Annotated in this window: 18 protein-coding genes; 2 read left to right on the top strand and 16 right to left on the bottom strand. The window is 59.5% G+C overall.

Features of this window, described 5'->3' with window-relative positions:
• Positions 1-3 precede the first annotated feature (3 nt).
• The 3 genes from ADB08_RS03100 to ADB08_RS03090 are packed head-to-tail and all read right to left on the bottom strand — an operon-like array spanning position 4 to position 2,362.
• Positions 4-420, bottom strand: a complete 417-nt coding sequence (locus ADB08_RS03100) for a hypothetical protein (protein ID WP_049170733.1) — start codon at positions 418-420, stop codon at positions 4-6.
• Complete coding sequence (locus ADB08_RS03095; RefSeq protein WP_049170730.1) at positions 408-977, bottom strand: hypothetical protein; 570 nt, start codon at positions 975-977, stop codon at positions 408-410. Before ADB08_RS03095 ends, ADB08_RS03100 begins: the two co-directional genes overlap by 13 nt.
• Positions 977-2,362 carry a glycine--tRNA ligase gene (locus ADB08_RS03090; RefSeq protein ID WP_049170727.1) on the bottom strand — a complete coding sequence of 462 codons (1,386 nt, stop codon included), beginning with the start codon at positions 2,360-2,362 and terminating at the stop codon, positions 977-979. The genes ADB08_RS03095 and ADB08_RS03090 overlap by 1 nt, the downstream gene beginning before the upstream one ends.
• A gap of 190 nt (positions 2,363-2,552) precedes the next feature.
• Between ADB08_RS03090 and ADB08_RS03085 the strand changes: the two genes are divergently transcribed.
• The gene (locus tag ADB08_RS03085) at positions 2,553-3,047 is read left to right on the top strand and encodes a Fur family transcriptional regulator (RefSeq protein ID WP_016423111.1); all 495 of its coding nucleotides are present in this window, start codon (positions 2,553-2,555) and stop codon (positions 3,045-3,047) included.
• A gap of 36 nt (positions 3,048-3,083) precedes the next feature.
• On the opposite strand, the gene ADB08_RS03080 is transcribed toward ADB08_RS03085, so the two are convergent.
• The 12 genes from ADB08_RS03080 to ADB08_RS03025 all read right to left on the bottom strand — a co-directional run bounded on the left by ADB08_RS03080 (position 3,084) and on the right by ADB08_RS03025 (position 15,339).
• The gene (locus ADB08_RS03080) at positions 3,084-3,851 is read right to left on the bottom strand and encodes an isoprenyl transferase (protein WP_049170724.1); all 768 of its coding nucleotides are present in this window, start codon (positions 3,849-3,851) and stop codon (positions 3,084-3,086) included.
• Positions 3,835-4,584, bottom strand: a complete 750-nt coding sequence (recO, locus tag ADB08_RS03075) for a DNA repair protein RecO (protein WP_016423113.1) — start codon at positions 4,582-4,584, stop codon at positions 3,835-3,837. Before recO ends, ADB08_RS03080 begins: the two co-directional genes overlap by 17 nt.
• A 4-nt stretch (positions 4,585-4,588) precedes the next feature.
• Positions 4,589-5,530 carry a GTPase Era gene (gene era / locus ADB08_RS03070; protein WP_042389423.1) on the bottom strand — a complete coding sequence of 314 codons (942 nt, stop codon included), beginning with the start codon at positions 5,528-5,530 and terminating at the stop codon, positions 4,589-4,591.
• Positions 5,531-5,534: 4 nt separating this feature from the next.
• Positions 5,535-6,863, bottom strand: coding sequence for a hemolysin family protein (locus ADB08_RS03065; protein WP_016423115.1), 1,329 nt, complete (start codon positions 6,861-6,863; stop codon positions 5,535-5,537).
• Entirely contained in the window at positions 6,860-7,393 is a 534-nt protein-coding gene (ybeY, locus tag ADB08_RS03060) for an rRNA maturation RNase YbeY (RefSeq protein WP_005511056.1), read from the bottom strand. The genes ADB08_RS03065 and ybeY overlap by 4 nt, the downstream gene beginning before the upstream one ends.
• Positions 7,394-7,409: 16 nt before the next feature.
• Positions 7,410-8,438: a PhoH family protein gene (locus ADB08_RS03055; RefSeq protein WP_049170721.1), complete on the bottom strand. Its 1,029-nt coding sequence runs from the start codon at positions 8,436-8,438 to the stop codon at positions 7,410-7,412.
• Positions 8,439-8,450: 12 nt separating this feature from the next.
• A complete protein-coding gene (locus ADB08_RS03050; protein WP_049170718.1) occupies positions 8,451-9,230 on the bottom strand; it encodes a 16S rRNA (uracil(1498)-N(3))-methyltransferase in 780 nt (259 codons plus the stop codon).
• Between the two features lie 44 nt (positions 9,231-9,274).
• On the bottom strand, positions 9,275-10,405 hold the full coding sequence (gene dnaJ, locus ADB08_RS03045; RefSeq protein WP_049170716.1) for a molecular chaperone DnaJ: 1,131 nt from the start codon (positions 10,403-10,405) through the stop codon (positions 9,275-9,277).
• Positions 10,406-10,407: 2 nt separating this feature from the next.
• On the bottom strand, positions 10,408-11,445 hold the full coding sequence (hrcA, locus tag ADB08_RS03040; protein WP_016423119.1) for a heat-inducible transcriptional repressor HrcA: 1,038 nt from the start codon (positions 11,443-11,445) through the stop codon (positions 10,408-10,410).
• Between the two features lie 9 nt (positions 11,446-11,454).
• Positions 11,455-12,618: a radical SAM family heme chaperone HemW gene (hemW, locus tag ADB08_RS03035; protein WP_049170714.1), complete on the bottom strand. Its 1,164-nt coding sequence runs from the start codon at positions 12,616-12,618 to the stop codon at positions 11,455-11,457.
• Positions 12,615-13,301 (bottom strand): hypothetical protein, encoded by a 687-nt coding sequence (locus ADB08_RS03030; RefSeq protein ID WP_016423121.1) that lies wholly within the window; start codon positions 13,299-13,301, stop codon positions 12,615-12,617. The genes hemW and ADB08_RS03030 overlap by 4 nt, the downstream gene beginning before the upstream one ends.
• 205 nt (positions 13,302-13,506) lie before the next feature.
• Positions 13,507-15,339 (bottom strand): AMP-dependent synthetase/ligase, encoded by a 1,833-nt coding sequence (locus tag ADB08_RS03025; protein WP_016423122.1) that lies wholly within the window; start codon positions 15,337-15,339, stop codon positions 13,507-13,509.
• Between the two features lie 154 nt (positions 15,340-15,493).
• Here ADB08_RS03025 and malQ point away from each other — a divergent pair, with 154 nt between their 5' ends.
• Positions 15,494-17,713, top strand: coding sequence for a 4-alpha-glucanotransferase (gene malQ, locus ADB08_RS03020; RefSeq protein ID WP_049170711.1), 2,220 nt, complete (start codon positions 15,494-15,496; stop codon positions 17,711-17,713).
• Positions 17,714-18,072: 359 nt separating this feature from the next.
• Here the strand turns inward: malQ and ADB08_RS11460 are convergent, their stop codons facing one another.
• Positions 18,073-18,288: a hypothetical protein gene (locus tag ADB08_RS11460; protein WP_042388817.1), complete on the bottom strand. Its 216-nt coding sequence runs from the start codon at positions 18,286-18,288 to the stop codon at positions 18,073-18,075.
• Positions 18,289-18,351: the final 63 nt, after the last annotated feature.

The raw sequence follows: 18,351 nt of genomic DNA, 5'->3' as shown, positions 1-18,351 counted from the left end.
CGCCTAAATTCGCATCTGGCGTGGTCCATCCACAGACCACGTCGCCAGAGCGGCGGCAATCAGCCAGTCTTCGAAACTCCCCCGGAAGTCTCCTTTCTGGGCATAGACACCAAATACCCCTCGGCCTAGGCTGTCCTCTCTGACGATTCGGGCGAGCTCATAGCCTGGCCGTTCGATGTCGAAGACCGTGCGAATTCCCCGTCCTTCTCTGTTTAGGACGAAAGAATCCCCCTCATCCGGATTCGTCATCACTAGCGCGTTCGTGCTAAAAAAGCGGGCTTTCACCTGCCAGCCACGCCCTTGTGGCGAGGTGATCCAGAAAGCACTAAAGACCCCGACCTGACAGCTCCAGCCGTCGGACAGGGTCTTTTTGTACTCGTCGTAAACGACGCCGTCTGCAATAGTTGCTACACGATCCACACCCAAATCATATAGGCAATCAGCAAGAGCAAGCAGACAGTGAGAATCCAGGTAGAGGAAACCATGCGGGACTCCAGCACTCGACGAGCACTGTAGACCAGGAAGATCTTCTCCTCTTCCGGCAGCGCACGGCCCTCATCGGTGTCGAACTGCACCTCTGCGTGGCGCACGCCACGGGACGCACCGGTAAACTGGCCCCACTTCTCGCCGGTCTTCGCATTCTCGATGACGTAGTTCGTCGATCCCTCGCACACCAGCTTGCCTTCAGGACGCTCCGGCCCAAAGGTCACTGAAAGCTGCTTGGCTCGCGAAATCTTGTCACGGTCAGCAGCAACGGTCGAGAACACGCGGCCGTCGGGAAGCGTGGCGGAAACACGGTGATTAGCAGAGGCGTCAATGACCCACTCCCCTTCCGGGGTGTTGAGGCGATCGCCCTGCTCATCACGGATGTACGTGCCGACTTCGGTGCTTTCCTTCAGAATCGGCCAGGTTTGCTCGGATTTTTCCCGAGAACCGTCGCCGAGACTATAGGATTCCCAAAAAACTTCTTCGGCCATTAGCAGCCCACCAGGCGAGCTGCGAGGTAGCCTTCCAGCTCGTCAATCTTGACGCGCTCCTGCTCCATGGTGTCGCGGTCACGGACGGTCACAGCGTTGTCCTCGAGAGTATCGAAGTCAACGGTGACACAGAACGGAGTACCGATCTCATCCTGGCGACGGTAACGACGGCCGATAGCACCGGAGGTGTCGTAATCGACGGCCCAGTACTGGCGCAGCTTGTCGGCGACAGCCTCAGCAGTCGGAGTCAGGGTGTCCTTCTTCGACAGCGGCAAAACAGCAACCTTAACCGGCGACAGACGCGGGTCCAGCTTCAGCACAGTACGGGTGTCGGTGCCGCCCTTTGCGTTCGGCACCTCTTCCTCGGTGTAGGCATCACACAGGAAGGCCATCAGGGCGCGGGTCAGACCGAAGGACGGCTCAATGACGTACGGAACGTACTTTTCGCCGGTGACCTGGTCGTGGTAACGCAGGTCTTCCTTGGAGTGCTCGATGTGGCAGCCGAGGTCGTAGTCCGTACGGTTGGCGACACCCATCAGCTCGCCCCACTCGTTGCCCTGGAAGTGGAAGCGGTACTCGAAGTCAATCGTGCGTGCAGAGTAGTGAGCGCGCTCGTCCTTCGGAACGTCGAACTGACGCATGTTCTCCGGGTTAACGCCCAGGTCAATGAACCAGTTCCAGCAGGCGTCGACCCACTCATCGAACTTCTCTTCCGCCTGGTCCGGTGCGACGAAGTACTCGATCTCCATCTGTTCGAACTCGCGGGTACGGAAGATGAAGTTACCCGGGGTGATCTCGTTGCGGAATGCCTTACCGGTCTGGCCGATACCGAACGGTGGCTTCAGGCGAGCCGTGGTCATAACGTTCTTGAAGTTGACGAAGATACCCTGAGCGGTCTCCGGGCGCATGTAGTGCAGGCCCTGCTCATTGTCGACCGGGCCGAGGAAGGTCTTCATCAGACCGGAGAACATCTGCGGCTCGGTCCAGTTGCCCGGCTGACCGGTCTCCGGGTCCGGAACGTCTGCCAAACCATTGGCCGGCGGGTGACCGTGCTTGGCCTCGTAGGCCTCCAGCAGGTGGTCAGCGCGGTAGCGCTTGTGGGTGTGCAGGGACTCCACCAGCGGGTCGGTGAAGGTAGCGACGTGGCCGGAAGCTTCCCAGACCTGGCGCGGCAGGATAATGGAGGAATCCAGGCCGACGACATCCTTACGGCCGGTGACGAAGGTCTTCCACCACTGGCGCTTGATGTTTTCCTTCAGCTCCACACCCAGGGGACCGTAATCCCATGCCGAGCGGGTACCGCCGTAAATTTCACCACACGGGTAAACGAACCCCCTGCGCTTACACAGGTTGGCGACGGTATCGACAACTGACTTAGGTGCCACGGTCTAGACCACTCCTTATAAATGGCTTCGCATCGCACACCACACGCCTTTTCCGGGCACACAATTCAGCCCGTTCCGTGCGGCGAACGACATAATGAAAAGCAAAATGTACTGACCCCAACAGGCCAGTTAAAAGTTCCCCTATACTCTAGCGCATCTTGTCCAACCGATACCGGGTAGTGTCGGTTACATGGCTGGCGAAGATATGCACGAAGTTAGTTCTGGCGAAAACCCACGTGGTACGGGCTCCCCCGCTAGCACCGGGGCACACGCCTCCGCGCGGCCGGCCGCAACCCGCATCGGCCAGCGCAGTACTCGCCAACGCCGCGCCGTCGTGTCGATTATGAGTGAGGCCCCTAATTTTCGCTCCGCTGCTGACATTCATAAGTCGCTGACGGAACGTGGGGACAAGGTCGGCTTGACGACGGTCTATCGGACGCTCCAGTCCCTTGCAGAAATGGACATTGTCGATGTTCTGCACAATGCCTCCGGAGAGGCTCTGTACCGGCTGTGCGGTGACCACCACCATCATCACCTGGTCTGCACCGATTGCGGCAGCACCGTTGAAGTCGCCGGCGGCCCTGTCGAGCAGTGGGCGCACAGCCTTGCGGAGGAGCACGGTTTTAATCTGACCGGGCACACTGCTGAGGTCTTCGGCCTGTGCAGGGACTGCCAGAAGAAGTAGCCCGGGCTCCCTCCCCCCCCTAAAAAAATATCGGCTCTAGGCCTTGCCGAACCTACGGTCGCGCTTTGCGTACTCCACCACTGCGGCGCGCATGTCATCCCGACCGAAATCCGGGAAAAGCTTGTCTTGATAGACCATCTCCGCATAGGCGGACTGCCAGATCAAGAAGTTGGACGTGCGCTGCTCGCCCGACGGACGCAAGAACAGATCAACATCCGGCATAGTCGGCTCATCCAGGAACTGTGCGAAAGACTTCTCGGTCAAGTCATATTCGCTGAGCTCCCCCGCTGCTGCCTGACGAGCAATCTCTCTAGCAGCATCAACAATTTCAGCGCGACCACCGTAGTTGACGCACATATACAGAGTTAGCGCGTCATTGTCCTTCGTCTGTTCCTCGGCAATCTCAAGTTCCTTAATCACCGAGCGCCACAGTCGCGGGCGACGCCCTGCCCAACGCACGCGAACGTTCTTCGAATCCAGCTCATCACGACGTCGACGCAGCACATCGCGATTAAAGCCCATGAGGAATCGGACCTCATCGACCGAACGACGCCAATTCTCAGTGGAAAATGCGTAAGCCGACAGGTGCTTGACGCCCATCTCCAAACAAGCATCGACGCACTCCATCAGCACGGCCTCACCACGCTTGTGCCCCTCGGTGCGTTTGAGCCCACGCTGTTCGGCCCATCTACCATTGCCGTCCATCACGAGCGCGATGTGATTGGGCACGAATTGCTGCGGTACAGGAGGATTCAACACGCTTCCTATTGTGCCCCACCGCTGACGTTTACTGCCAAAAAGCATCCACATGTTCCAGCGCCGGCACCCGGCGGCCCAGGTAGTACTGCAGGTACTTCGCCGTTAGGGTACGCGCCGTCGCCATTCGTCCCTCGAATTCGCTTGACGACGTATCGATGCCCGCCCATTGCTCATGAGCAAGCTGCCACATCAGATGCAGAACCTCGGTCGGCGGAGTATCTGCACCCGGTGGCCTGCAGTTGGTGCACACTGCTCCGCCCAGTGCGGGAGAAAACGCGTGGTGAGGGCCGGCTTTGCCGCAGCCTGCGCATTCAAAGAGGCTTGGCTGCCAACCTGCCTGCGCCATTGCTCGCAGGATGTAGGAGGTCAGCAACAAATCGGGGCGATGGCGACCGGCCGCAACGTCGTCGAGCGATTGGGTGGTGAGATCCCACAATTCGGGAGCCGGCACTTGCTCCTCGCCGACAATGCGTTCGGCGACGTCCAGGACTGCACACGCACAGGTGTAGCGCGCATAGTCGTCGACAAGCGGTGCTGCCCACGTGCGCACGGTATCTGCGCCTGCGATAGTGGACAGTCCTCGGCGTGGGTAGATGTTGACATCCACGTCGACGAATGGTGAGAGGCGGGAGCCGAAGCGGCTCTTCGCGCGGCGCACGCCTTTGGCGACACCGCGGACTAGGCCGTGGTCGCGGGTGAAAAGGACGATGATGCGGTCGGCTTCGCCGAGGTCGTAGCGGCGTACGACCAGCGCACGGTCGCGATACGGCTCGACCAACTTTTTAGAATCCCAACTTGCCCAGCTGCTTCGGGTCCGACTGCCAGTCCTTCAGCACCTTCACGCGCAGGTCAAGGTAAACATTCTGACCGAGCAGCGCAATGAGTTCCTTACGAGCTTTGTGAATGGTGGTGCCCATGCGTCGACCGTCGCGCCCCATGAGGATGGACTTCTGCCCCGAACGCTCGACATAGATAACGGCGTGGACATCCAGGACGCCTTCGCGATCCTGGTTTGGCAGCACCTCATCGATCTGGACTGCCACGGAATGCGGCAACTCATCGCGCAGACCGCCGAGGGCCGCCTCGCGGATGAGCTCTGCCATCCGGGTGTGCAGATCCTCATCGGTGATGTGCCCCTTCGGGTACAAGCGCGGTCCCTCCGGCAACTGGGAAGCCATGACATCAATCAGCGTGTTGATGTTCTCGCCGGACTTCGACGACAGTGGCACCAGCTCGGCATCCGGACCGAGCAACTCCTGCAGCTCGATAAGGCGCTCAATAATGGTGTCGCGCGAGACCTTATCCACCTTGGACACAATGCCCATGATGTTCTTGCAACCTTTGGAGACGTTCTCGTAAATCCAGCGGTCACCGGGGCCAATTTTCTCGTCGGCAGGCACGACCATCGCGACCAAGTCCACATCGGAGTAAGTCTCCTGAACCATGTCATTCAGGCGCTCACCGAGCAGCGTGCGTGGCTTGTGCAGACCTGGCGTATCCACGACAACGATCTGACAGTTCTCGCGGTGGACTACACCTCGGACTGGATGACGCGTGGTTTCCGGCTGGTTAGCGGTAATAGCGATCTTCTCGCCCACCAGGGAATTGGTCAGCGTGGACTTACCGGTATTCGGACGCCCCACAATGGAAACGAACCCAGAGCGAAAGCCCTCCGGCGCACTGTAATCATCAGCATCTCCGCCAAGTCCAGCATTGGCCAGCATGTCATCAAGATTGCCCATCAGTATCTTCTTCCTCGGAGTAAAACTCCGCAGTCGGCTCCACCACCACAGTGCGTACCCGCATACGACCACGACGGTCACGCGAGCCCTCGGCGGTAAACTTCAGTCCTGCATATTCTACGTACGAACCGGGCAGTGGCACACGTCCAAGCTCATATGCCAACAGACCGGAGACCGTATCCACCTCATCGGTGACCTCGTCATCGAAGACGAGTTGGCGCCCGTGGGCTTCGTCGTAAAGCTCTATGAGCTCGCCCAAGCTGAGGCGCGCCTGCACGCGGTAGGAGGCATCCCCCAGTGGTTCGATGGGGGCCTGCTCGGCCTCGTCGTATTCGTCGGCAATCTCACCGACAATCTCCTCGAGGATGTCCTCAATAGAGATAAGACCGGCGACCGATCCGTATTCGTCGATGAGAATGGCGATGTGATTGCGGGTGCGCTGCATTTCATCGAGCAGATCATCCAGTGGCTTGGAGTCGGGAACAAAAACGCAGTCGCGCATGACTTCGGAGACGCGAACACCGCGGCCACCATCAGTACGCGAGTACGTCTGCTGGACAATGTCCTTCAAGTAAATGACGCCGACGATGTCCTCAACGCTCTCGCCAATCACCGGCAGTCGCGAGTGACCCGACTTCACGCATAGGGCCACTGCCTGACCACAGTGCTTATCCGCCTCAATCCACACCATCTCTGGGCGCGGAACCATAACAACGCGTGCCGACGTTTCCGCGAGATCGAACACAGACTGAATCATGCGGCGCTCATCGTGCTCCACAATGCCGCGCTCCTGGGCGATATCGACCATCTCGCGCAACTCGACTTCAGTGGCGAACGGGCCATCGCGGAAGCCACCACCAGGGGTGATGATGTTGCCGAACCAAATCAGCAACTTTTCCAGTGGCCCCAACACCTTGGCCATAAAACTCAGAACGACCGCGGTGGCGAGGGAAATCGAGTACGGATTCTTCCGACCCATCGTGCGGGAAAACACCCCGAGGACCAGGAAGGTGAACAGAGCCAACAACACCACTGCAGCCACAATGGCCCAGCGTTCCGGCTCGAAAAGCTTGAGACAGACCGCCGCCAGCGTCACTGCACCGATTGACTCGCACAGCGTCCGCAAAATCACCAGCACATTGACGTGCCGAGCGCGATTTTCTACGACCTTGAGAAGCGCATTAGCACCCGCGACCTCGTCACGCTGCAGCTCAGCCACGCGTGCACGGGAAATGCCTGCGACCGCAGTTTCGACTGTGTTAAGTCCGCCAGCGCAGATCATCGCCACAACGGCGACAATTATCAAAGTGATCATCGCTCGTTAGAACGTTCCGGGAACGCATTGGGGTTAATCGGTTTTTCGGAAAAACTGACACCACGACGATCGATGTCGTCGTACCAGTCCGCCAACAGACCATTCTGCAGGGAGAACATCTGGCGCTCTTCCTCAGCAGTGACGTGGTCATAGCCCAACAGGTGCAGCACACCATGCACGGTGAGCAGCACCAGCTCGTGGCTCAGAGGGTGGCCTGCGCGCTCAGCCTGGCCCGCAGCGAACTCGGGGCACAACACGATGTCGCCAAGCATGGCAGGTCCTGGGCTGGCAGCATCGGGGCGACCAGAGCCGGGAGTGAGCTCATCCATCGGGAAGCTCATCACATCCGTCGGCCCCGGCAGGTCCAGCCAGCGCACGTGGAGATCTTCAATCGTCTTCAAGTCGACAATGTGAATGCTCAGCTCAGCTGCCGGATGCACGTCCAGGCGACCCAACGCATAACGGGCAACGTCGATAAGCGATTCTTCATTGACGCCCTGACCGGACTCGTTGAAAACTTCAATGCTCATGTAATTTCAGCGTCCTTTATCGCTTGGTGGCGGACTGTCGCTTGGGTGAGGACTCGGCGCCCTGCGCAATGCCCTCGTTATAGGCATCGTAGTCATCGTAGGCCTCGACAATTGCGGTGACCAAGGGGTTTCGCACCACATCGGCCGCGGCCAACGCCGGAAACGCGATTCCCGGCACGCCACGCAACACCTCACGGGCAACTGCCAGACCGGACTTCTGCCCACGGGGCAGGTCAACCTGGCTGGCATCACCTGTGATGACCATCTTCGATCCGAAGCCCAGGCGGGTGAGGAACATTTTCATCTGCGCCGGAGTAGTGTTCTGTGCTTCGTCGAGAATGATGAACGCATTGTTCAAGGTACGACCGCGCATGTACGCCAGCGGTGCGACCTCCACTACCCCAGTTTCCATCAGCTTTGGAATCAGCTCTGGCTCAAGCATTTCGCGCATCGCATCGTGCAATGGGCGCAGGTAGGGGTCAATCTTCTCATGCAGAGTACCCGGCAGGAAGCCCAGGTTTTCACCGGCCTCCACTGCGGGGCGAGTCAGAATAATGCGTTCGACCTGCTTATTCTTCAGCGCAGCAACAGCCTTGGCCATGGCCAGGAAGGTCTTGCCCGTACCGGCGGGGCCGATACCGAAAACAACGTTATAGCGGTCGATGGCATCGACGTAGTTCTTTTGTCCCTCAGTCTTGGGACGCACGGTCTTGCCACGATGCGTCACGATGCCGCCACCGAGCACCTCGCTGGCGGACTTCTCCCCGCGATCCACAATGCCCACCGCGTGCCGCACCGACTCCGGGGAGAGCTCGTGCCCACGACGGGCCATTGCCTCTAACTCCTTGAAAGCGCGGACAGCCAACGAAACATCCGCCGGAGCACCCTTGATTGTCACAACTCCGCCGCGGACATGAATATCCGCTGCCAGCAGAGATTCCAGCAGACGTAGGTTCTGATCCGCATGACCGACCACAATCGGCGCGAGATTGTCATCGAGCTCGACGACGGCAGTGGTACGAGCAGTTACTGAATACTTTGTCATTATGCGTCTATCCTACTGACCAGGCGTGGGTGCGCCGCCCCAGCGCTTTGTCAACGGGCCCAGTGCGCAAAGAGCAGCAGCTCCCGCGAGGGCGCTGCGGAGAACTGTCGGGCCGAGTACTACCGAGCTAGCACCTGCGGCGCGGAAGGCCTCGAGTTCCCCAGGACTGACTCCCCCTTCTGGGCCGACGATGAAAAGAACCTTGTCAGCGTTTGCTGCCTGCGCGGCGAAGTCCACGAACGGAGCTGTTTCCTCCTCGTGCAAAACTGCTGCCACACCACCTGCTGATGTGGTTTCCCGGATGAGTTGCTCAATATCGGCGGAGCTATGCAGGTCCGCGACCGGCGGAATCCATGCACGACGAGCCTGCTTGGCTGCCTCGCGCGCAGTCGACTGCCACTTGGTGCGGGCCTTAGTGACCTTCGCGGTACCCTGCCATCGGGCTACACAATTCACGGCCGCCCAGGGGATAATCTCATCGACCCCGGCCTCGGTCATCATATCGACCGCAAGCTCAGCACGATCTGACTTCGGCAGCGCCTGCACCACAGTGACGTGCGGGCGCGGACGTGGACGTTCCTCAGCGGCAACCACACGAACGTGGACCTCACGAGGGTCTACGTGCATGAGCTGTGCTCGCACCACCTTGTCCGCACCATTGGCAAGAAGAATCTCCGAGCCCTCCTTCAGCCTGCGAACGCTGATGTGCTTTGCCTCCGACCCGAGGATTCGAATGATTTCTTCCGGGCGCGGCAGCTCGGTGAACTCACCGAGGAATACGGGCGAACTCATGTGTGCTTCACACTCACTGGAGGGGGCTTTGGGGATGGCGTGTTCTAACGGCGGCGGAATCGGGAGAAGAAACCGTTGCGCTCACTCGAGTCTGCCACCTTGGCATCATCATCGCGGTGCTCGCGTAGCTTCTCCAGCAGCTCGCGGGACTTGCGGTCCAGCTTCGTCGGCACCGTGACATCGACGTGTGCGACCACGTCGCCGTTGCCCTCGCCGCGCAGATGCGGCATGCCCTTACCCGACAGACGAATCTGCTCTGCCGGCTGGGTGCCCGAATCAACCTTGATGGTCATTGGTTCGCCGAGCAGGTCGTCGACCTCAAACTCGGTACCAAGTGCGGCATCAGCCATGGGCACCTGCACGTTAAAGTGCAGATCATCGCCCTCACGCTCGAATACAGGGTGCGGGTCCATGGCAACTTCCACGTAGAGGTCACCCGCCGGGCCACCGCCCGGACCGACCTCGCCCTGCCCTGCCATGCGAATACGCATGCCATCAGAGATACCTGCCGGAACGTTGACCGTCAGATCACGGCGAGCACGGACGCGGCCATCGCCACCGCAGTTGTTACACGGATCGGGGATGATCTCGCCGGTGCCCTCACAAGTCGGGCACGGCCGCGAGGTCATCACATTGCCCAGGAAGGAACGCTGGACCTGCTGAATCTCGCCAGTGCCATCACAGCTGGTACACATCTTCGGCTTGGATTTGGACTTCGAGCCAGTTCCCTCGCACTGCTCACACAGCACCGCGGTGTCCACCGTGATGGGCTTGCGGACACCGGTGAATGCCTCATCGAGGCCCAGCGAAATACGCAGCAGCGCATCTGCACCTGGCTGTACACGCGAGCGGCGCTGGCGGGTACCGCCGGCACCGCCGAAGAATGCTTCGAAGATATCGCCGACTCCGCCGCCACCGAAACCGCCGAAACCTCCGCCTGGCATACCGCCCTGCGGATTGAGAGGATCTCCTCCCATATCCACAATCCGGCGCTTTTCAGGATCCAGCAGGACCTCGTTCGCCTCAGATGCCTCACGGAACTTCTCCGCAGCTTCTTCATCACCCGGATTACGGTCTGGGTGGTACTTGAGCGCCAGCTTTCGGTACGCCTTCTTAATCTCAGCGTCCGTAGCGTCCTTCTCCACTCCGAGGATGCCGTAATAGTCGCGTGCCAACTTTAGCTACTTCCTTTCAATACCCGGCCAACGTACTGTGCAACAGCAGCAACCGAGGAAATTGTTCCCGGATAATCCATAAATGTGGGGCCAACTACGCCCATGCCACCCAAAATTTCGGTGCCGGTGCCATAGCCAGTTGAAACAACTGAGGTAGCGCGCAGCTCCTCGTCCTCGTTTTCCTCACCGATGGAAACGCGAACGTGGTGCAAATCCTGCGCGGCCGACAGCAGTTTCAGCACGACCACCTGTTCTTCGAGAGCTTCAAGAACCATGGGCAACGTAGAAGGTAAGCGACCGGCCATATTACCACGGGTCAAATTCGATGCCCCGGCCAGGATGAGTCTGTCATTCGGCTTCTCAATCAACGACTCCACCAGCACCGTCGAGCAGCGAATAAGCACATCCCGCAAATCACGCGGGGCGTTAGCCGCAAGATCGGAGATCGCAATCGACGCGTCGGCAAGCGTGTGCCCCGACATTGCGCGGTTGAAATGCTCACGCAAGAGCGGCACGAGATCGGGATCCATCGGTGCTGGCAGCTCAACATTGCGCTGCTCCACGCGCCCGGTGTCAGTGATGACTACCAGCAACAATCGCGCGTCGGCGAGCTGTACGACCTCGCAGTGCCGGACGCGGGAGACCTCCAGCGTCGGCACCTGCACCACTGCAACCTGGCGGGTTAGCTGAGCCAGCAGCTGCACACTGCGACGCAGAACGTCCTCCAAATCGACGCCGCCTTCGAGGAACTCGAGGATAGCTCGGCGCTCGGCCCGGGACAGCGGCTTAATCTGCGAAAGATTGTCCACAAAAAGGCGGTAGCCCTTCTCAGTCGGGATACGCCCGGACGATGCATGTTCCTGCTGGATATAACCTTCAGCCTCCAGCACCGCCATGTCATTTCTGATGGTCGCCGAGGACACACCCAGATTGTGGCGCTCCACCAGAGCCTTCGAGCCAACGGGCTCCTGGGAAGCTACGTAATCCGAGACAATTGCCCGAAGAACTTCCTGCCTGCGCTTATCCGTCTGAGATGACATGCGGATAGTTTAACTAAGGATGTCAACAATTATGGCGTCGGCCAGCAAACGACCGCGATTGGTCAGCTGAATCCGCTGGCCGCCATCGACGGAAACAAACTCCACCATGCCCGCTTCCGCTTGCCGACGTGCCTTGCCCAGCTCATCCTCACCGAGCAGATTGGCATCGATACCCTCGGCCAAGCGGAGGCCCAGCATAATCTTCTCAGTGTGCCGATCCTCGGCCGTTAGCCCTTCTGAATCCTTAATCGGCAATTCTCCGCCGGAAATGGTCGCCGCGTAGCGAGCCGGATGCTTGACGTTGTAAAACCTCGTGCCATCCAGGTGCGAATGTGCACCGGGGCCCGCACCCCACCAATTTCCATCGCGCCAGTAGAGCATATTGTGACGACATTGGCCGCCCGGTTTTGCCCAGTTGGACACCTCGTACCAGGAAAAACCGGCTTGACTCAGTGCGGCATCGATGCGCTCGTAGCGGTCGGCGAGATCGTCGTCGTCAGGCATCGGCAGCTCACCACGACGGACCTTACGCGCCATCGCGGTACCCGGCTCGACGATCAGTGAGTACGCCGAAACATGATCGACGTCCGTGGCCAGGACTGCCTCCAACGTCGTATCGAGGTTCGCCATCGACTCCCCTGGCGTGCCATAGATAACGTCGAGGTTGATGTGCTCAAAGCCGGCCGCGCGTGCCTCCGCCACTGCCGCCGCAGGACGCCCCGGCGTGTGCGTACGATCCAGAGTGGCCAGCACATGCGGCACAGCCGACTGCATGCCCAGACTCACCCGGGTAAACCCTGCCTCGGCCAAGCCTTCGAAAAACTCCGGGGAGGTCGACTCGGGATTCGACTCGGTGGTGACCTCGGCGTCGTCGGCAAGCCCAAAGCTGTTGCGCACACCGTCGAGCAGGCGACGAAGACCACTCGCCCCCAACATCGACGGCGTACCACCGCCGACGAATACGGTATCGGCGCCACGCGCTAGTTCGGGGTGCTTTACGACGGCCATCTCGAGCTCAGCCACGATGGCATCGAGGTAGTCTCCCTGCGTTGCGCCACTGCCCAGCTGACCTGGCGTGTACGTGTTGAAATCACAGTAGCCACAACGGGTGGCACAGAATGGGACGTGTAAGTAGACACCGAAGGAATCGGTGTGTGCGGAGGCTTCGCTCACGCATGCTCCTTGGCTCGACGTTGCTTGACGCGGCGGACAATTTCATCGATGCGGGCACGTTCCATCAGGAACTCCGGAGGCCTACGGCCGCGCAGCGCATTGGCAACTGCCGGATGAGTCTCGGGAACAGCAACACACCAAGCGGCGGCAGCGGACAGTGCACGGCGGCCAGACTGTGCGTAAAGCTGCGGAAGCACCACACTACCGAGCTTTTCCACGCCTCGGATGTTTTCGGCGGAAACCCAGTCGGCGAGTTCCTCCAGGTAAGAAGCCACGGCATCGGAGCGAGCAATCATTGCCTGCGTGACCGTAGGGACTGCAACCGGATGCTTCAAAGGAGCCGGAATGAGCGACAGTGACTGCACATCCGGCGACTTCGGTGCCGGATGCGGGTGTCGACGCGGTGTCGAAGCGGAGGAAAGAGTACCGATGCGCCCCGAGCGAATGCCGGAGGTAAACGCTTGGCGTAGACCATCAAGCTCACCAATCAGAGGGCGGCAGTCCTCAACGGCCTCGTCGACGATGTCAGCGAGCTCGAGGACACATTCGTCCACCAGCTCACGATCTACATCAGCAACCGCCTGAGCAAGGTGCTCGATGTGTTCGGCAACTTCGTCACCAATGTCGTAGAGCTCTTGGGTCACTTCGCGCAGGCGTAGCCGAGCATCGAAGTGGTTAATCATTGCCCGCCCTCCCACGACATCTTCGGCGCCGGTGACATCATTGCAGTCTTCCGCTTTCGAATATCGACGAACATTGACGAATGCCGACTTTCGAAAACTGAAAACTCCTTAAAAATTTCTAGCGCCCCTCACCTTAATGGGGTGAGGGGCGCTAGCGCGGTAACAACACGCTGCCGTTTTCTATCGGCAGCGGGTAGACCGTGAATTAACGCTGGTAGAGAGCCTCAATGTCACGCGAGTAGTTGTCCATGACAATGTTGCGCTTGACCTTCATGGTCGGGGTCAGCTCGCCGCTTTCCTCGGTGAAGTCACTGTCCAGAATATGGAACTTCTTAATGGCCTCTGCGTGAGAAACCAGCTCGTTAGCGGAGTTGACGGCGTCCTGAATCTCGGCGCGCAAAACTGCGCTGGAGGCAGCGAGTTCACGGATCGAGGTGTGCTCGGGGACGGAGTGCTCAATCTTCCACTTCTCCAGTGCCTCCTCATCGAGAGTGACCAACACGGAGACGAACGGACGACCATCGCCGATGACGACTGCCTGGGACACCAGCGGGTGCGCACGCATGCGGTCTTCCATCGGGCCCGGCGCGACATTCTTACCACCAGCGGTGACAATGAGGTCCTTCTTGCGGCCGGTGATCTTCAGGTGGCCTTCTTCGGTCAGCTCACCGAGGTCACCAGTCTTAAACCATTCGCCGTCGATGAAGGCTTCCTTGGTTGCCTCTTCGTTCTTCCAGTAGCGGTCGAACACAACCGGACCACGGAGCAGAACTTCGCCGTCATCAGCGATAGCGGCGGAGCAACCACCGACCGGACGACCAACGGTACCAATAATCTGCTCGCTCGGGTTGTTCACGGTGACGGCAGCCGTGGACTCAGTCAGACCGTAGCCTTCGTAGACAGGCACACCGAGACCACGGAAGAAGTGCCCGAGGTCAGAGGACAGAGCCGAACCACCGGAAATGGTGTACTGCACGGCCTCACCCATAGCTGCGCGAATTTTCGAGAACAGCAGGCGATCGTAGAGCTGGCGACGCAGCTTCAAGACACGCGACGGACCTGCCGGAGTATCCAGTGCCTTGGAGTACTCGATGGCGGTGGCCTCAGCACGCTCGAACATGGCCAGGCCGAATGCGCCCTTCTCCTTAGCGGAGGCGTAGGCGGAGTCACGAACCTTCTCGAACACGCGCGGCACACCGAGAATCATGTGCGGACGGGAACGCTGGAACTCCAGGGTGACGGTCTTGGTATCAGCCCAGTGAGACTGGGTAGCACCGGAAATCATCGAAGCCAGGGACACTGCGTGAGCCAACACGTGCGCCAACGGCAGGAAGGTCAGAATGCGGTTCCCCGGACGGGCAATCAGGCCAATCTCGTTGGTGAGGATGGCGCGGGCCTCCGCCAGCCAGTTGCTGTGCAGGAGCACGCAGCCCTTCGGACGACCAGTGGTACCGGAGGTGTAAATCACGGTTGCCAGGTCGTCGGCCTTGGTGTCCTTGATGCGGCGCTCGACCTCGTCGCCGTCAATGTCACGGCCTTCGTAGCTAATGGTGTCAGTAGCGGAAGCGTTAATCTCCAGTACACGACGCAGCTGAGACTCGCCCTCCGGGTTCTCGGTGCCCTTTTCGACCAGCAGAGGCTTCATGCGGTCGGTGTGCTCACGCGACTCGGTAAATGCGAAAACAGCACCGGAGTTTTCAATAATCCAACGAATCTGGCCAGACGAAGAAGAGCCGTAAATCGGGACAACAGCAGCGCCTGCCATCCAGATAGCGGTATTGATCAGGTTCCACTCGTAGCGAGTCTCACTGAGCAGCGCTACGCGGTCGCCCGGCTGAACACCGTTGGCAATTAGCCCCTTAGCGACGCCCTTTGCCTCGTCATAGAACTCCTGAGCAGTGACATTTACCCACTCAAAGTTCTTGGGGCGAGTGAAAAGCACCAGCTTCGGGCGCTTCTGCACCAGCTCCTGCAGCGAGGTAATAATCGTTTCGTCCTCGCCGATGACGTATTTCGCCTCGGTAGTATATTCACGCATCGAGTTACAAACCCCTACTTTCGGTAGTTCTGTCCGTCGTTGGTTTCGTTAGGAATCAACTTAGAACATCAAACCCTGCGCCGTTGTGATTTCAGTAAATATTTCGATAACGAAGTGATTTACCTTACTACTGGCAAAGTTTTTCTAAACTGGCATGATGGAAAGGGTGACACAGGCAGCTTCCAATCCTCCCCTTTCCTCTCCACTCGCCGACCTCGCTAAAGATGTCGGAGTTGGGGTTTCCTACTACTCCACCGAGGGCCAACTCGTGCACGTCTCTCGTGAGACAGTGCTAAAAACTCTCGCTGCTCTCGACATCGATCTGGGCCCAGATCCCAGCGATGCCGACATCAACGACGCCCGTCGTGAGTGGGCAGACACGCAGTGGTCTCGCCTTCTCCCGCCCGTGGTAGTTACCCGCCAGGGCATCTTCCACCGAGTTCTGGTTCACGTACCGCACGGCAGCAATGTCAGCGTGACTGTGAAACTGGAGGACGGCGCAGAATGGCCCTGCGCTCAGGTGCACCACTTGGTACCGCCACGCCAGGTCGGCGATGTGTTGATGGGTGAAGCCGCCTTCGCAATTCCAGAGGATCTGCCACTTGGTTGGCATCGCTTGCGCGCAGTCAACGACGACAACGTCGCTGAGTGCGATGTGGCCGTAACCCCCAACCGTCTCGCCACTGCCGACAAGTACGTGCAGAATCCTGCGCATGGCGTCATGGCACAGCTGTACTCGGTACGCTCCAGCCGCAGCTGGGGTATCGGCGATTTCGCTACCCTCGGCGACTTGGCACAGGTCAGTGCAGAGCACGCGGGCTCTGATTTCGTCCTCATCAATCCGTTGCACGCCGCAGAGCCACTGCCTCCGGTAGAAGACTCGCCGTACCTGCCCACCACGCGCCGCTATGTCAATCCGCTGTACGCGCGCCCAGAGCTTATCGACGAGTTCGGGTACCTGGACAAGGACGAGGCCGATGAAGCCCGTGCGCTAGCGAACTCTTTCCACCAGCTCAATCACAGCCCTGATGAGATTGACCGCAACCCCATCTACGCTGCAAAGCTCAAGGTATTGCGGGCAATTCACAAGATCCCCCTGTCCAGCGCACGCCAGGCGGAATTTGACCGTTGGCTGGAGGCCGAGGGCCGTGGCATTTACGACTACGCGTCGTGGTGCACCGAGCGCGAGCTCGCGGATCGCGCTGCTGCCCGCGATGCTGCACGCGCTGCCACTTCCGATTCTGGTGCCGTAGCCGAGAACGATATCGAGTTGGTTCCACCGTTGGGTAACCACGCCAGTGTCGAATCTCTGCGGGAGGAAATCTTCCACTTCCACCTCTGGGTGCAGTGGATTCTCGATCAGCAACTCGGCCAGGCACAAGAGGCAGCCCTGGATGCGGGTATGCGCATCGGCATCATGGCCGACCTTGCCGTCGGCGTGCACCCTGGCGGCGCGGATGCCGAGAACCTTGCGGATTGGCTCGCTCCTGCTATCTCTGTTGGCGCACCGCCAGACGGTTTTAACCAGCGCGGCCAAGACTGGTCGCAGCCGCCGTGGAACCCGCACAAGCTAGCCGAGGCCGGCTACCGCCCCTGGCGCGACATGCTGCGCACAATCCTTCGCCACGCAGGTGGCATTCGTGTTGACCACGTGCTGGGTATGTTCCGCCTCTGGGTCATGCCGCGGATGGAGTCCCCCGTCAATGGCACCTACCTGTACTTCGACCACGAGGCAATGGTCGGCATTCTCGCACTTGAGGCCGAGCTCGCTGGGGCCGTCGTCGTAGGCGAAGACCTGGGCACTTTCGAGCCGTGGGTGCAGGACTACCTGGCCTCGCGGGGCATCATGGGCACCTCGATCGTGTGGTTTGAATCCGAGGGCGACCAGCCGAAACCACCAAGCGCTTACCGCAGCCTGTGCCTGTCCTCCGTCACCACGCACGATCTGCCGCCGACGGCAGGCTACCTCGCAGGCGAGCACATCAAGCTACGGGAACGCCTGAGACTATTGCTTTCCGACGTCGCGGAGGAAGACCGCCGGGACTTCGAGTGGATTCGAAAGGTTTTGGGTGCGGCCAAGGAAGCCGGCTGCTTTGGTGACACGGCTGCGGCGGACATGGATGTTCATTCCCTTACCCGCGATAATCTGCCACCAATTGACGCACTGGTCACGGGGCTGCACCGCTTCCTCGACCAGACGCCATCCGCGCTGAAGTGTGAGGCCTTGGTGGACATGGTCGGCGATCGTCGTACTCAGAACCAGCCGGGCACGAGCCACGACCAGTACCCGAACTGGTGCATTCCGCTAACCGATGCCGAGGGCAAGGCCGTGCTTGTCGAGGACCTGCCTCGCTTCCCCGGATTCAAGCGTTAATTGGTTCGTGAGCGACTAATCCCTCATTTTTGCTGTTCACCGATCTTTCAGGTTATATGCCCGGCACTAAAACCGAGGCTAAAACTGGAAATCGGTGACTGCACCAGCGATGAGGATGAGAAGAAGCAAAACGATTAGGGCAAGTAGGACCTTCGAGTGCCTCGACCGATGCATGCTAACTCAGCTCCCTACTGCGAAATATTTGCGAACTACCCAACTCTAGCCTGTTGGGCAAATTTCCTAATACTTTAAGACATACCTTAGGGCAGCGATAGCGACCCAACACTTAAAGGGGGCTTCTCCCAGCTCAATTCATCGGGTCTCTCGGTGAGCTATCCGCAAGGCCACTACCTCTTCGGCTAGCTCTCGCTGCCCGCTCCTCGACGCTCCTGCGAACGCTCCCGCCGATGCACCGACCTCTGCCACAGACGTCCGCTGACAACATCGATTGCGCCAACGAGAACGAAAGCAAGAAACCCTCCGACTACCAGGAGAACCACGCATAGCACGCTGACCTGCGCAAGCAGTGGCAATTGGATAAGCCACTGCCCTACTCTGTCGAATGCTTCTGCCATGAGTGTCAACCTACCCTGCCGGTGACCGGAATAACCAGTGGGCGGCGGTCGCGGGGCTCGTCG

The organism is Corynebacterium sp. 239_CJEI (genome assembly GCF_001055995.1).
Classification (GTDB): Bacteria; Actinomycetota; Actinomycetes; order Mycobacteriales; family Mycobacteriaceae; genus Corynebacterium; species Corynebacterium jeikeium_D.
The sequence above is the reverse complement of the archived record's forward strand: the minus strand, read 5'-3'. Positions and strand labels throughout refer to the sequence as shown.

Bases quoted from the DNA above. Each gene is read 5' to 3' on its own strand.
- malQ (WP_049170711.1), top strand. From the start codon at position 15,494: ATGATGGAAAGGGTGACACAGGCAGCTTCCAATCCTCCCCTTTCCTCT.
- ADB08_RS03025 (WP_016423122.1), bottom strand. From the start codon at position 15,339: ATGCGTGAATATACTACCGAGGCGAAATACGTCATCGGCGAGGACGAA.
- ADB08_RS03055 (WP_049170721.1), bottom strand. From the start codon at position 8,438: ATGACAAAGTATTCAGTAACTGCTCGTACCACTGCCGTCGTCGAGCTC.
- ADB08_RS11460 (WP_042388817.1), bottom strand. From the start codon at position 18,288: ATGGCAGAAGCATTCGACAGAGTAGGGCAGTGGCTTATCCAATTGCCA.
- era (WP_042389423.1), bottom strand. From the start codon at position 5,530: ATGCTGGCCAATGCTGGACTTGGCGGAGATGCTGATGATTACAGTGCG.
- ADB08_RS03065 (WP_016423115.1), bottom strand. From the start codon at position 6,863: ATGATCACTTTGATAATTGTCGCCGTTGTGGCGATGATCTGCGCTGGC.
- ADB08_RS03085 (WP_016423111.1), top strand. From the start codon at position 2,553: ATGGCTGGCGAAGATATGCACGAAGTTAGTTCTGGCGAAAACCCACGT.
- ybeY (WP_005511056.1), bottom strand. From the start codon at position 7,393: ATGAGCATTGAAGTTTTCAACGAGTCCGGTCAGGGCGTCAATGAAGAA.
- ADB08_RS03030 (WP_016423121.1), bottom strand. From the start codon at position 13,301: ATGATTAACCACTTCGATGCTCGGCTACGCCTGCGCGAAGTGACCCAA.
- ADB08_RS03080 (WP_049170724.1), bottom strand. From the start codon at position 3,851: ATGCTTTTTGGCAGTAAACGTCAGCGGTGGGGCACAATAGGAAGCGTG.
- hrcA (WP_016423119.1), bottom strand. From the start codon at position 11,445: ATGTCATCTCAGACGGATAAGCGCAGGCAGGAAGTTCTTCGGGCAATT.
- ADB08_RS03050 (WP_049170718.1), bottom strand. From the start codon at position 9,230: ATGAGTTCGCCCGTATTCCTCGGTGAGTTCACCGAGCTGCCGCGCCCG.
- ADB08_RS03095 (WP_049170730.1), bottom strand. From the start codon at position 977: ATGGCCGAAGAAGTTTTTTGGGAATCCTATAGTCTCGGCGACGGTTCT.